11 protein-coding genes are annotated in these 12,824 nt (G+C 69.5%); 6 read left to right on the top strand and 5 right to left on the bottom strand.

Annotation, left to right across the window (positions count from 1 at the left end; genetic code table 11):
- Positions 1–70 precede the first annotated feature (70 nt).
- The 3 genes from dnaG to rpsU all read right to left on the bottom strand — a co-directional run bounded on the left by dnaG (position 71) and on the right by rpsU (position 2,951).
- A complete protein-coding gene (gene dnaG / locus OV287_RS38575; RefSeq protein ID WP_267539045.1) occupies positions 71–1,909 on the bottom strand; it encodes a DNA primase in 1,839 nt (612 codons plus the stop codon).
- A gap of 299 nt (positions 1,910–2,208) precedes the next feature.
- Positions 2,209–2,667: a GatB/YqeY domain-containing protein gene (locus OV287_RS38570; RefSeq protein ID WP_267539044.1), complete on the bottom strand. Its 459-nt coding sequence runs from the start codon at positions 2,665–2,667 to the stop codon at positions 2,209–2,211.
- Between the two features lie 89 nt (positions 2,668–2,756).
- Positions 2,757–2,951 carry a 30S ribosomal protein S21 gene (gene rpsU / locus OV287_RS38565; RefSeq protein WP_002621505.1) on the bottom strand — a complete coding sequence of 65 codons (195 nt, stop codon included), beginning with the start codon at positions 2,949–2,951 and terminating at the stop codon, positions 2,757–2,759.
- A gap of 120 nt (positions 2,952–3,071) precedes the next feature.
- On the opposite strand from rpsU, the gene OV287_RS38560 reads away from it, so the two are divergent.
- Positions 3,072–4,667 carry a HEAT repeat domain-containing protein gene (locus OV287_RS38560; protein ID WP_267539043.1) on the top strand — a complete coding sequence of 532 codons (1,596 nt, stop codon included), beginning with the start codon at positions 3,072–3,074 and terminating at the stop codon, positions 4,665–4,667.
- An 82-nt stretch (positions 4,668–4,749) separates the two neighbouring features.
- On the top strand, positions 4,750–5,664 hold the full coding sequence (locus OV287_RS38555) for a GGDEF domain-containing protein (RefSeq protein ID WP_267539042.1): 915 nt from the start codon (positions 4,750–4,752) through the stop codon (positions 5,662–5,664).
- A 92-nt stretch (positions 5,665–5,756) separates the two neighbouring features.
- Here OV287_RS38555 and OV287_RS38550 read toward each other — a convergent pair whose 3' ends face one another.
- The gene (locus OV287_RS38550; RefSeq protein ID WP_267539041.1) at positions 5,757–6,671 is read right to left on the bottom strand and encodes a GGDEF domain-containing protein; all 915 of its coding nucleotides are present in this window, start codon (positions 6,669–6,671) and stop codon (positions 5,757–5,759) included.
- 77 nt (positions 6,672–6,748) lie between these two features.
- Entirely contained in the window at positions 6,749–7,792 is a 1,044-nt protein-coding gene (locus OV287_RS38545; protein WP_267539040.1) for an asparaginase, read from the bottom strand.
- A 53-nt stretch (positions 7,793–7,845) separates the two neighbouring features.
- On the opposite strand from OV287_RS38545, the gene OV287_RS38540 reads away from it, so the two are divergent.
- The 4 genes from OV287_RS38540 (at position 7,846) to OV287_RS38525 (ending at position 12,802) form a co-directional block, all read left to right on the top strand.
- Positions 7,846–8,850, top strand: a complete 1,005-nt coding sequence (locus OV287_RS38540) for a DsbA family protein (RefSeq protein WP_267539039.1) — start codon at positions 7,846–7,848, stop codon at positions 8,848–8,850.
- A 7-nt stretch (positions 8,851–8,857) separates the two neighbouring features.
- Positions 8,858–10,273, top strand: a complete 1,416-nt coding sequence (locus OV287_RS38535; RefSeq protein ID WP_267539038.1) for a DUF4388 domain-containing protein — start codon at positions 8,858–8,860, stop codon at positions 10,271–10,273.
- A 1-nt stretch (position 10,274) separates the two neighbouring features.
- Complete coding sequence (gene truD, locus OV287_RS38530; RefSeq protein ID WP_267539037.1) at positions 10,275–11,294, top strand: tRNA pseudouridine(13) synthase TruD; 1,020 nt, start codon at positions 10,275–10,277, stop codon at positions 11,292–11,294.
- Between the two features lie 161 nt (positions 11,295–11,455).
- Positions 11,456–12,802, top strand: a complete 1,347-nt coding sequence (locus OV287_RS38525; RefSeq protein ID WP_267539036.1) for a ferritin-like domain-containing protein — start codon at positions 11,456–11,458, stop codon at positions 12,800–12,802.
- Positions 12,803–12,824: the final 22 nt, after the last annotated feature.

Genomic DNA, 12,824 nt, shown 5'->3' with positions numbered 1-12,824 from the left:
AAAACAGGGACCTGGCCTGGAGCGAGCCGGCCGATCTATCGCAAAGTAGAGGATTCTTACAAACGCGAACTCAAACCGGTTGCATGGGGGCCTTTGTTCCCGGGGGGGACGGGCGGATTTCCTCTTCCACTCGTTTCTTCAGGGACAGAAGCTCGATTCGCTGCGCCAGGAGCTGTTTTGTCTCCTCTGACAGATCGAGCGCCCCGCTTGTCTGGCTGGTGGTGCGCTTGATGTAATCTAGCTGCTGATTGATGCGGCGCAGCATGATCGCACGGCAGAGCTGGAGAAAGTAGTGCTCCAGGGCCGAGCCCTGCTGCTCGGCGAGCTGGCGGGAGGCGGCGTCCACGGCGCGTTTGATGGTGTCGTGGGCCTCGAAGAGGGCGTCCTCGGCCCCGTGGCCCGAGGTGGCGTGGGCGAGCACCAGGCGCAGGCCGGGGTGAGACAGCTCGTCACAGACGCGGAAGGTGTCGCGGACCACGAGCCGGGGCTCGCGCAGGACGGCGGCCACGTACAGCGTCTCCAGGGCGTCCGGGGGCTTCACCGGGGCCGGGCGGGGCGCGGCGGGGCCCTGGGGAGCTGCTCCCCTGGCGGGAGGCTGACCGGGCTTGGGAACCGGCTTCACCGGCGGCGGCGGCGCCTTGCTGCGCAGGGAAGCCTCCAGCTCGGCCGCGGGCAGGCCACACCAGGCGCTCAGCGCGGCGAAGAAGGCCGAGCGCACCAGCCCCACCGGCAGTTGCGCCGACACGGGCTTGAGGCGCTCCAGGGCCGACATCTTCTCCTCGAAGCTGGCCTCCTTCCCCTGGGGGAGGAGGGTGAGGAAGACGTGATTGGTGAGGGGCCGGGCCTCGGTGAGCAGCCGCTCCAGGCCCGCGGAGCCCTCGCGGCGGATGAAGGTGTCCGGATCGTCGCCCTGGGGGAGCAGGGCCACCTTGGCGGCTGCCCCCGCGGCGAGCAGGGGACCGGCCAGGCGCTCCACGGCGGCCAGGCCTGCCTGGTCTCCGTCCAGCAGGAGGAAGAGCTCGCGGGCCTCAGCACGGCCGAGCAACTTGAGATGGCCCGGGGTGAGCGCGGTGGAGCACAGCGCCACCGTGTGCTTCACCCCCTCCTGGTGCAGGGCGATGCAGTCGAAATAGCCCTCCACGAGCACGGCGGCCTTGCGGCGGCGGATCTCATCGCGCGCCTGGTCCATGCCGAAGAGCGTCTCGCTCTTGTTGTAGAGCCGGGACTCGCGGGAGTTGAGGTACTTGGGGCCCTCCTCCGCGTCCACCAGCCGGGCGCCGAAGGCGATGGGGCGGCCCTCGGGGGCGCGGATGGGGATGATGAGGCGGCTGCGGAAGAAGTCGAAGTAGCCGTCGCCCTTGTTGCGCTTGGAGACGAGGCCCGCGTTGAGGCCCCATTCCACCATGCCCGCCTTGGTGAGCCGGTCCGCCAGCGACGTCCATGCCGCCGGGGCCCAGCCCAGTCCGAAGGCCCGGGCGGTCTCGTCGGAGATGCCGCGGCTGGCGAGGTAGGCGCGGGCGCTGCGGCCCTCCTCCTCCCATAGCAGTGCCCGGAAATGCTCGGCCGCCAGGTCGGTCGCTTCCTTGATCTGCTGCCGCTCCCGGGCTCCGGGGTCCTGCGCCGCCTCCAGGTCCACCCCTACCTCACGGGCCAGGTCCCTCACCGCGTCGATGAAGGTCTTGCCCAGGTAGCGCTGGACGAAGGACACGGCGTCACCACTCGCGCGGCACCCGTGGCAGAAATAGAAGCGCTTCTCGGGGACGACGTAGAAAGAGGGCGTCTTCTCTTGGTGGAAGGGGCAGCGGCCCTTGAACTCGCGCCCGGCCTTCTTGAGCTCCACGTAGCGCGAGACGAGCCCTACCAGGTCGACCCGCTCGAGGACTTCCTGGATTTTGTGCTCGGGGATCATGTGTCCCACCCCCTCCGCCCGGAGAGCTCGGACCGCCATGGTCCGCACACCGGCCCCTGCGGACGAGTATGGGACGGTCCCCTGACATGCGGAGTCCTGCCGGGCAGGGCAGGGCACATGTAGGTCCAGCTCGAGTCGACGATGTAGAGAAGAAGGGCCATTGCAGCGCGTCGGGAACCGTCCCGGACGGGGGACGGGCGGCGACGGCATACCCTTAATGGCCGATCAGCAGCCGGGCAAGTTCTCGCAAGTGCTCAAGAACCCGCCCGGCGCCGCTCGAGGCCGGAAAACAGTGACTGCTACAGCTTGGAGAGCTGGTTCTTCACTTCCTCGGAGATGGCGCGGCCCTCGGCGCGGCCCTGCAGCTTGGGCGTGACGACCTTCATCACCGCGCCCATGTCCTTGGAGCTCTTGGCACCGGCCTGGGTGATGGCGGCCTGGACCTCGGCGCGCAGCTCGTCCGGGGTGAGCTGCTTGGGCAGGTAGTTCTGGAGGACGGAGATCTCCTGCTCCTCCTTCTCGGCCAGCTCGGGGCGGCCGCCGGACTTGAACTGCTCGATGGAGTCGCGGCGCTGCTTGATGAGGGTGCCGATCACCTGAAGGATGCTGGCCTCGTCGAGAGGGCCGGTGGCGCCAGGCTCTACTTCCTTGTACTTGATGGCGCTCTTGAGCATCCGCAGGACGCTGGTGTTCAGCTCGTTCTTCGACCGCATCGCGTCCTTGAGATCGGCGTCGATGCGCTCCCTAACGGTGGACATGGCAGGGCTCCTGGAATGTGTGGGAAGGGTGCTACACGGACGGGAGCCAGGGCGCTGAACTGACGCGGTCCCGGCTCCCGACGGGGCGGCTAGTACGTCTTACGCGCCTTCTTCACCGCGCGCTTCTTGGCCGCGAGAGCCTTCTTCTTCCTCTTCACGGAAGGCTTCTCGTAGTGCTCACGCTTGCGGATCTCGGAGAGGATACCAGCCTTCTCGGTGGCCTTCTTGAAGCGCTTGAGGGCGCTCTCGATGGACTCGCCGTCCTTGACTCGAATGCCGGGCATGCCTGTCACCTCCTTCCGTGTGCGCTAGAAATGTAGGGGGCGCCGATATGACGCAGCGGGCGTGAAAACGCAAGGACACCCTCAGAAAAGGATCTGCTGGGTAGGCTAAAGTGGACCCTCGTGAGCTCCGCCCTCTTCCTTGTCCTGCTGTTGTCGGCTGGCCAGCACGGCGGCCAGGGAACGATTGGTTGCTGGACGTCCTGTCAGCGCAATGTGCAGGACCAGGCCCTCCGTGCCCAGGTCTGCCAGCTCTGTGTCACCACCGGCCGTGCCGATGCCTGGGTGCTGGAACTGGGGCGCAAGCCCGGTCCTGCCGCCCAGGAGGCCCTGCGTCTGGCGCTGACGGACCCGGATTGGCGGGTGCGGTGGGGGGCGCTGCGGGCCCAGGCGAAGGCCCGGGGACACACGGAGACGCGCGTTTTGGCGGACTGGGTGGCCGAGGCTCCGGCCAAGGATGAGGTGCTCGCCTGCGTCACCGCCGCGCGAGCCGCCGCCAACTCCAGTCGCTCCACCGCCTCCTTTCTGAAGGAAGCGGGGGCGAAGGGGGGCCCGGCCGCCGCTCGGGTCTGGGCTCGCCGGGATGCAGTCCGGGAGGTCCTGGAGGTGGAGGTGTACTCCGAGCAGGCCGTGCTCCGGGGCGATGCGCTCGCCCACCTCGCCACCTTCCTGGGTAGGTCGCCAGCCCGGGTCCTCCTGGAGGCCATGGCTCGGCGTCCCGAGTCCGGTGATGCCGCTGCCGCCTCCGCGCTCCTCTCGGTGGCCGAGAAGCAGGGATCCTCGGTGGGACGGATGCTGCTGGTGGAGGCGAAGCCGCCGGATCAGTCCCTCATCAACCGCCTCTTCGCCGTCTACTCGCAAGACCTGGAGAAGCTCCAGAAGGCGCTGTCCTCTACGGACATCACCGAGCGGCGCGCCACCGTGCAGTCGCTGCGGCGCTACGGTCCTCTGGCGCAGCGAGAGCTGGAGCGGGCCCTGGTGGACACGGAGGCCCAGGTGCGCCAGCTGGCGGCGCGCGGGCTCGCCGAGTCCGAGGGGCTGCCGCTGATGGAGGCCGCGGGCCGGAAAATCCGCGCGGACGGCGCTTCCCTGGCCACCCGCCGCGTCTGGTTGGCGGTGGCCGCGACCGACAAGACCTGTGAGCCGTTCCTCCTGGAGGTGGCGCGCGAGTCCAGCCTTCCCTCCGACACCCGGGGCGAGGCGGTGGCCGCGCTCGCCGACTGTGCGGGCGGTGGCAAGCGCCGCTTCCAGGTGCTGTCCCCCTTCCTGGAGGACGCGCAGGGACCGGTGCGGGCCGGGGCGGTGCGGGCGCTCGCCATGCCTCGCTCCCCAGAGGCGGATGCCGCTGTTGTCGCCGCATTTGACGACTCCGCGCCGGAGGTGGTGGTCGCCGCCCTTGGAGTGGTGAGTCAGCAGCGCCAACTGTCGCTGGGCGAGACCGTGGCGACCCTGCTCGGCTCCCCGCATGCCCAGGTGCGGGAGGCCGCCGCCCGCGCCCTGGAGCGGATCGGCCGTGCTCAGCACGTAAGGCCCCTCGCCAAGACGCTGCAGGAGGACAGTGTCCCCTCGGTGCGGGTGGCCGCGGCCGAGACGTTGGGCCTCCTCGGTGGCCCCTTTGCCGCCTCCGCGCTCAGCCAGGCCCTGGCGAATGATCCGGACTCCCACGTCCAGCACGTGGCGCGGCGCGGTCTGGAGCGGCTTGGTTTCAGACCTCCTTAGGCGGGCAGGACGCGGGTGTCCCTCGGAGTCCTTGCGGACGCTTTAGGTGTGTGGATATGGTTCGAGGTCTGGAGAGGTGTGCGTGAGGATTACGCGGGCCATCGTCATCGAGCCGGGTGCGGCGGGGCGTCGCAAGTTGAAGGAGGGGTTGGAGAAGGCGGGACTCGACGTGTCCGCCGTGGCGGGGTGGGAGGAGGCGCAGGGCCGGGCCCACCTGGTGGTGCTGGGGCCCTCGGTGGAGAGGCCGGCGCGGGTGGCTCGTGCGGTGCGGGAGCAGTTGCCACAGGCGCTCGTGCTGGCCGCACAGGAGACGCCCGGCAAGGCTGGCTTTGCGGATGGTGTCCTTCCGCTGCCCATCTCCGGGAAGGATTTGCGGGTGCGCCTGCCCGAGCTGGTGCAGCTGCGGACGCTCTCGCGGGGCACTCCGGCGCGCAAGGCCCGCGCCACCCCTGCCTCCGAGCCGGTGCGGTCCTCGGGGGAGCCGCTGTTGGATCCGCTCACCCAGTTCTACGCCTTCGCGCACTTCAAGGACTTCGTCTTCGTCGAGGTGAAGCGCTCCCGGCGCTACGGCCTCCCCCTGGCGCTTGCGCTGGTGGCGTTTGATCCGCTCCCGGTGCGAGCGGGCCGTGAGCTGCGCGCCCAGCTCCATGGAGGACTGGCCCTCGCCATCCGGCGCGCGCTGCGCGACACGGACTTCCCGGTGCAGTACTCGGCGGACCGGGTGCTGCTGCTGCTGCCGCACACGGACCTGGCCGGGGCCCACACCGTGGCCCGCCGCGTTTGCGAGCGCGTGGCCCGCTCCAGCCTCACCTTCGATGACCAGGTCATCCGCCCCACCGTGTCCGTGGGACTGGCCGCCCTCACCCCGGGCCGCGAGGTGTCCTTCGCCGACCTCGTCCGTCAGGCGCAGAGCTCGCTCGAGTCGGCCCAGGCCGCCGGCGGCAACCGCGTGGAGATGCTCGCGGAGACGCCAGGGCTCGAAATCGAAGGGACGTAGGGAAGACCCTCACCCCGACCCTCTCCCAGAGGGAGAGGGAGTGGTGGGGGAGAGGGAGTGCTGGAGGGGCGCTACGGACCGCTGGAGGGGCGCTACGGACCGCTGATGGCCTTGCCGTCCACTCGGTTCCGGCCGGCGCGCTTGGCCCGGTAGAGGTACTTGTCCGCCGCGCCGATCAGATCCTCCGCCTGCGCGAAGTCCGTGTCGTGCAGCGTGGCTACGCCCAGGCTGATGGTCACCTTGATGGGCGTTCCGCTGAAGATGAAGTCGGTCCGGTCCACCGCCACCCGGCAGCGCTCGGCACACGCGAGGGCCTGGTCCTCGGCCGACTCGCGCAGCATGAGGGCGAACTCCTCGCCGCCGTAGCGGGCGATGATGTCCTCGGTGCGGATGGTGTCGCTCACGCGCTGCGCTATCCGCGTCAGCACGTAGTCACCCGCCGGGTGCCCGTATACGTCGTTGATCTTCTTGAAGTAATCCACGTCGAACATCACCAGGGACAGAGCCACCCGGTGGCGCAGGCAGTAGGCGAACTCCTTGCGCAGCGTCTCCATGAAGTACTTCTTGTTGTACAGGCGCGTCAGGCCGTCCCGCGTGGCCGACTCGTAGATGCTGCGCTGGTAGGCCTCCTCCAGCTGATCCTGGATGGAGAACTTCAGCACCGTGTTGGAGCCAATCTGAATCTTGTCGCCGTCGTACAGCGGCGCGGCGCTCACCTTCAGGCCATTGAGGAACGTGCCGTTGGTGCTGCCCAGGTCCACCAGCTGGAAGCGGCCCTCGCCGAGCGACACCACCTTCGCGTGCTTGCGCGAGATGCCATCGTCCTCGACCTGGAACTGCGCCTCCACGCTGCGGCCGAGCACCGTCTCGGACTTGTCCAGCTTGAACATCCGGCCGATCCCGGCCGCGGACTTCGCGCTGATGACGATGAGATACGCGCTCTGCTGCTGAGGGGCGTCCCCCAGCAGGTCCGAAATCGAATGGACGGCGGTCTTCTCGTCGGACATCGTGCCCCCCATCTTATGGGTCGAGGATTGTTAGCAGCAAGCAGACCTCGGGATGGATGTCCCTAGATGGTCTGCTCCTAACGCGTGCGCCTCGACTTTTTGACCGGGGGTTCCTGCGTGGCGGCCGCCCGCTCGGTCATCTCCCCGACAATTGGGGTCTCGATGAAGCGGGCCAGTGCCTCCCTGTCTCGGTAGTAGGCGAGGCCCTGCATCAGCTTCACCAGCGCCGCCGAGGGCGTCATGTCGCCACCGCTCAGCGCTCCTTCCGCGAGGGCCGCCGCTCCGGACTCATAGAGCGTGAGGTCCACCCCATTGCGGTAGGCCTGGCTCACCACCACCACCGGCACGTCCCGCTTCCGGGCCTCCCGGAAGAGAGGCATCAGGGAACGGCCGAGTGAGGGGTCGCTGGGGTAGTTACCGGCCCCGTAGGCTTCCAGTACCAGACCGCGGACGTGGGGCAGCAGCGCCAGGGGCAGGGAGGGGTCCAATCCCGGGAAGACCTTCAGGAGGAAGACGCGGGGCTCCAGCTTCTGGCGCAGCCGGAAGGGGCCCTTCTGACGTAGACCCGGAGCAAAAGTGGCATCCACTCCCAGTGTACCCAGCAGCGGGAAGTTGGCGCTCTCGAAGGCGTCGTACTCGGACACCTTCACCTTGCGGGTGCGGTTGCCGCGGTAGAGGTGGGAGTCGAAGCAGATGCTCACCTCGGGCGGACCCTGGAGGGCGGAGAGCACCGCGTCGATGAGGTTGAGCCGCGCGTCCGAGCGGATTTCACCCAGGGGCCGCTGCGAGCCCGTCATCACCACCGGCTTGGGCAGGCCGGGCAGCATGAAGGAGAGGGCGCTGGCGGTGTAGGCCAGGGTGTCGGTGCCGTGTGTCACCACGGCGCCGTCGAAGTCCGGCAGCCGCTGGTGGAGGTGGGCGGCCAGGCCGCTCCACAGCTCCGGCTGCATCTCCGAGCTGTCCAGGTTGGAGAAGAGCTCCAGCTCGATGTCGGCGAGGCGGAACAGCTCGGGGCAGCGGGACTTGAGCGTCTTGAAGAAGGCCGCGGGGCGCAGCGCGGACGGCCGGCCCCCGGCCATCCCCAGCGTGCCGCCGGTGTGCAGCAGGAGGATTCTGGGCATATGGCGGGCTCCCTCCCTCGCAGAGCCGGGGTCGCTTTACAAGCCCCGCGCGCATGGCTAAGACCGGCCACGTGCTTCCCGACCGCCGCAATCGTGTCCTCCTGGCGCTCACCCTGGCGCTGACGGCCCTCTCCGCCTGTTCCAAGAACTCCGAGGCGGCTGAGCCCGCCCAGCCCACCGCGCCGAAGCCGTCCACTCCGGCCCCGGTGGCCCCGCCCCCGCCGGCCGCCGCGCCCTCTTCGGGGGGCTCGGTCCTCTCCGGCATCCCCGGCATGGACTTCTCCGCCCTGCCGCCCGCCGCGCAGCGCGAGCTGTCCACCGTCTTCACCGATGAGTTCTGCTACTGCGGCTGCCCCCACACCCTGGGGCAGTGCCTCAAGGGGCACACCACCTGCCAGCACGGCAAGCGCATGGCCCGGCTCGCCGCCCGTCAGGCCGCCGCCGGAGTGCCGGCCACGGAGATCATCGTCGCTCTCTCCGAGTACTACTCCTCCTTCCGCGCGCCCCGGCAGAAGTTCGAGGTGGACCCGCGCATGTGCATGGGCGACGCCAAGGCCCAGGTGACGCTGGTGGAGTTCTCGGACTTCGAGTGCCCCTTCTGCGGCAAGGCCCGCCCGCTGCTGGAGGCCTTCGCCAAGAAGAACGCCAGCCGGGTGCGCTTCTGCAACGTGCCCTATCCGCTGCCCATGCACGCCAACGCGGTGCCCGCCGGCCAGGCCGTGCTCTGGGCGCGTGACCAGGGCAAGTACTGGGAGATGCACGACGCGCTCTTCGAGAACGCGCAGAACCTGTCGCCCGCCAACATCGTGGCCATCGCCAACAAGCTGGGCCTCAAGGGCGCGGAGCTCCAGAAGGCGCTGCAGGCCGGCACGTACGCCAAGGAGCTGGAGAAGTACAAGGCCCTGGGCAACGCGGCCAACATCCGCGGCACGCCCAGCCTCTTCTTCAACGGCCGCTACTACGACATTCAGATGGGCCTCAACGACGACGCGCTCGCCCACAGCCTGGAAGACGAGCTCGAGTGGCTCACCACCAACAACAAGTGGGCCGCCGACTGACGGTGTCATGAGCCAGCGCTTCCGCATCGATGGCACCCAACTCGTCCCCGACGAGCGGCAGGCGCCGCAGCAACAGCAGCCGCCGCCAGCGCTGGCGGGCCGCACCGGCTCGTACGTGCTGCAGCCCACCTCGCCGGACCTGCTCGTCTTCTCGCGCACCCCGGCCGAGGGCGGCTCCCTGCCCACCCCTCGCGTGGTGCTCTCCGGGGACGCCTCTGGCTTCCCCCTGTCGGACCTCATCGCCTTCCTGAGCCAGGCGCGCTGGAGCGGCATCGTGCGCGTGCAAGCCCCCGGTGGCGAGCGCTCCGTCATCCTGCGCGAGGGCGAGGTGCGCGGCGCCACCTCGGACGTGGCGGCGGACCGGCTCGGCGAGGTGCTCGTCCGGCTGGGCTACCTGGAGCGCACCCAGCTCGAGACGGTGCTGCGCGAGCATCCGCCTTCCAAGATTGGCCGCGCCCTGGTGGAGCGGGGCCTGCTCCAGGCGCATGACCTGTTCAAGTGCGTCACCCACCAGGTGAGTGAGATCTTCCACGCCATCGTCCTGTGCCGCGAGGGCAGCTTCTTCCTCGTGGACCAGCCGGTGGAGGACAAGCTCGGCCACAACATCCAGCTGTCCACGCAGAGCCTGCTGATGGACAGCATCCGGAAGATCGACGAGCTGGCGCACTTCCGGAAGCGCATCCCCAACAGCCGCCTCTACGTGCTGCGCAAGGGCATGAGCAACGCCCGGCTGGAGCCGGACGAGGACAAGGTGCTGGCCCTGGTGGATGGCCGCCGCACGGTGCTGGACCTGGGGCAGGCCACCCGCCTGTCCGAGTTCGACGTCACCAAGGTCGTCTACGGCCTGCTGGAGGGCGGCTTCGTGCAGCTCTCCGACAAGCCGCTGGGCGGCACGGCGCAGTCCCTGTCGGGGATTCCCGCGGTGCGCCCGAAGGCCTTCATGGGGATTCCCGTGGTGCGTCCGTCCTCCACCGGGATTCCCTCGGTGAGACACTCACAGTCGGGTCTGCGCGCCATCACCCAGCCTCCCGTGCCGGCCCCGGTGCTGGACGTGCGCGAGGTGGTGCGCGTCTTCAACCGTATCTTCCGGGAGATCGCCACCGAGGTGTCCAAGCAGGGCCTGGCGCGCGAGTTCATCGCGTCGGCCAATGCCGCACTCGCGGGACAGGCGCTGTCCTCGTCGCCAGTGCTGGCGGGACTGGCCTTCGCGCCGGACGGCAGCCTGCCGGACGCGAAGCTGGTGAGCGCCTATGAGCAGTTCCGAGGCTCATTGGGCTCGGAGCCGCTGGTCTCCTTCCGACAGGCGCTCAGCGACGTGATGTTCTTCCTTCTCTTCCAGGCGGGAGAGCTGCTCGAGTCGCGCGCGGACGAGGACCTTGCCCGGCGCGTGAAGGACATGCTCGCCACGCTCGGTGGGTCCTGAGATGAGCGCGGAGCGGCCACGGCTGACGGAGGACGTACCGGGGTGCGGCGGAGCCTTCAAGCTCGTCCCCGAGGACTTCGAGGTGGAGGAGCTGCCCGCCTACCAGCCCTCGGGGGAGGGGGAGCACCTCTACCTCTGGGTGGAGAAGCGTGGCCGGGACACCCGTGAGGTGGTGAAGGCCCTGGCCTCCAAGCTGGGCGTGGACGAGGGCGACGTGGGCGTGGCGGGGATGAAGGACCGGCAGGCCATCACCCGCCAGCTCCTCTCCGTGCCCGCGCGGGCCGAGGCGCTCCTACCGGAGTTCACCCTGGAGGGCGTGAGCGTCCTGTGGAGCCGGCGCCATGGGAACAAGCTGCGCACCGGGCACCTCAAGGGGAACCGCTTCCGGCTGCGCCTGCGGGGCGTGAAGGACGTAGGAGCGGCGCGCGAGAGCTTCACCCGGCTGAGCGCCCGGGGCGTGCCCAACTACTTCGGAGATCAGCGCTTCGGGCGCGAGGGCGACAACGCGGACTTCGGCCGCCTGTTGCTTCTGGGCCAGCGGCTGCCGCGCCGCCCCGACAAGTTCCAGCGCAAGCTGTACCTCTCGGCCTTCCAGTCCCGCCTCTTCAACCGGGCCCTCGTGGACCGGCTGCGCGCGGGCACCTTTGACACGGTGCTCCTGGGGGACGTGCTGCGTCGCGAGGACTCCGGTGGCCTCTTCGTCTGCGAGGCGCCCGAGGTGGACGGGCCTCGCGCGGCTGCCTTCGAGGTGAGCCCGGCCGGGCCCCTCTTCGGACCCAAGATGACCGCGTCCGCCCACGCCGTGGCCGAGGCCGAGGCGAAGCTGCTCGTGGACGAGGGCGTGACGCTGGACGACTTCCGGCGCGGAGGTGACGAGACCCAGGGCGGACGTAGGCCCTACCGGGTGCGGCTCGGCAACCCCTCGCTGGAGGTGGATGGGGAGGACCTGGTGCTCACCTTCGAGCTGCCCAAGGGCTCCTACGCCACCGAGGTCCTCCACGAGCTGCTGAAGGACGGGTGACGCCGGTCTCAGGTTTCTGAGTTCGGAAGGGCATCTTTCCGAGCCCAGCGTGACGCCGCGGTCGCGCCTTCCCGTCACCCGGCCCTCCAGACAGGGGGGAGGGGAGGGCATGGCATCCGTGTTGCTCCAGTAAGTGCAGAACCCTTGCCCCGGAGCCTTCCATGGACTCGCCCCTGCTGCGTCGCCTCTTCTCGCGTGCCCTGCGCGCCTCGCTCGCTTCTCCGCTGGTGCTCGCCGGCTGCGACGGCATCGAAGGCATCATCGACCCCGGAGGCGTGGACACCTCGGGTTACTCCTCGCCCCGCTGTGAGGGCTCGGCGGTCGCGGTGAGCGGGCTGTCCCCCGCGGTGTCGCCGGACTTCGTGCAACTGCGGTTTGTCACCAAGAGCTTTGACGGGAGCTATCACCAGGAATCGGTGAGTAGCTCCTCGGGGACGGCCTGCGCGACGGCTTCCGACAAGGCGGCATGTGAGTCGGCCCTGAGCAGCCTCTCCTCGAGCAACGGCTTCCGCGCCTCCTGCGCGGACCTGTGTGTCGCGTTCTACGTCGCGATGACACGCGGTGACGAGGTGACGGCCCTCACGACGGTGGAGTCGCTCAAGAGCTTCCTGGGCCCCATCGACACGGCACAGGAGGCCGCGCTGCTCGCCTTCGCGTCCAACTACAACCTCTCCTGCACCGACCTGGAGCGCGGCGGAGTGCGGGCGAGGGCCGACGGGGGCTTCGACGTCATCGGCACCCGCGGTCACACCTGCGGGAAGGACACGGGCATCACGCGCTACGTCCTGGAGGTGACTCCCGGGGGCGACGTGAAGCAGGTTCGCAGTGCCCTCATCGAGCCCGGTAACCCGAACTGCATCGTCGGCCGGCGGCCCGTGGGACTGCGCGCCGCGGGAGGTGTCGCGTGCTCGGAGGCGCTGGGCCGTCACTTCGCGTCGGCCGCGCACCTGGAGGCTGCCGCCATCAAGGCCTTCCTCCGGCTGCGCGAGGAGCTCGCCCTGCATGGCGCGGACGTCGCGCTGCAGGACGCGGCGCTGGTGAGCGCGCTGGAGGAGGTGATGCACACGGACGTCAGCATGCGGCTCGCCCGCCGCTTCGGCGCGACGCCCCACCGGCTCGAGGTGGAGGCGCTGCCCTTGCGTTCCCTCTTCGAGGTGGCGCTGGAGAACGCCGTGGAGGGCTGCGTGCGCGAGACCTTCGGGGCGCTGGTGGCGCACCACCAGGCGCTGCACGCGCGCGACGCTCAGGTGCGTGAGGCCATGACGCGCATCGCCGACGATGAGACGCGGCACGCCGAGCTGTCCTGGTCCATCGACCGCTGGGCGCGGGAGCGGCTGTCCTCTTCCGAGCGAGAGGCCCTGCGTGAGGCGAAGCGAGAGGCCGTGGCGACGCTGCGCGAGGAGGTGACGGTGCCGCTGGACGCCGAGCTCCTCTCGGAGGCGGGCATGCCCTCGCCGGAGGTCGCTGCCTCCCTGATGGCCACGCTCGAGCAGGAGCTCTGGGCCTGAGGTGACGGGCCCGAGGAGGGGA

The organism is Archangium lansingense (assembly GCF_026626635.1).
GTDB lineage: Bacteria > Myxococcota > Myxococcia > Myxococcales > Myxococcaceae > Archangium > Archangium lansingense.
Note: the sequence above shows the minus strand (reverse complement) of the source record. Positions and strands in the feature narration are given on the sequence as shown.

Coding starts and splice junctions, on each gene's coding strand:
- OV287_RS38535 (WP_267539038.1), top strand. CDS start 8,858: ATGAGCCAGCGCTTCCGCATCGATGGCACCCAACTCGTCCCCGACGAG.
- truD (WP_267539037.1), top strand. CDS start 10,275: ATGAGCGCGGAGCGGCCACGGCTGACGGAGGACGTACCGGGGTGCGGC.
- OV287_RS38570 (WP_267539044.1), bottom strand. CDS start 2,667: ATGTCCACCGTTAGGGAGCGCATCGACGCCGATCTCAAGGACGCGATG.
- OV287_RS38545 (WP_267539040.1), bottom strand. CDS start 7,792: ATGCCCAGAATCCTCCTGCTGCACACCGGCGGCACGCTGGGGATGGCC.
- OV287_RS38540 (WP_267539039.1), top strand. CDS start 7,846: ATGGCTAAGACCGGCCACGTGCTTCCCGACCGCCGCAATCGTGTCCTC.
- OV287_RS38550 (WP_267539041.1), bottom strand. CDS start 6,671: ATGTCCGACGAGAAGACCGCCGTCCATTCGATTTCGGACCTGCTGGGG.
- OV287_RS38525 (WP_267539036.1), top strand. CDS start 11,456: ATGGACTCGCCCCTGCTGCGTCGCCTCTTCTCGCGTGCCCTGCGCGCC.
- rpsU (WP_002621505.1), bottom strand. CDS start 2,951: ATGCCCGGCATTCGAGTCAAGGACGGCGAGTCCATCGAGAGCGCCCTC.
- dnaG (WP_267539045.1), bottom strand. CDS start 1,909: ATGATCCCCGAGCACAAAATCCAGGAAGTCCTCGAGCGGGTCGACCTG.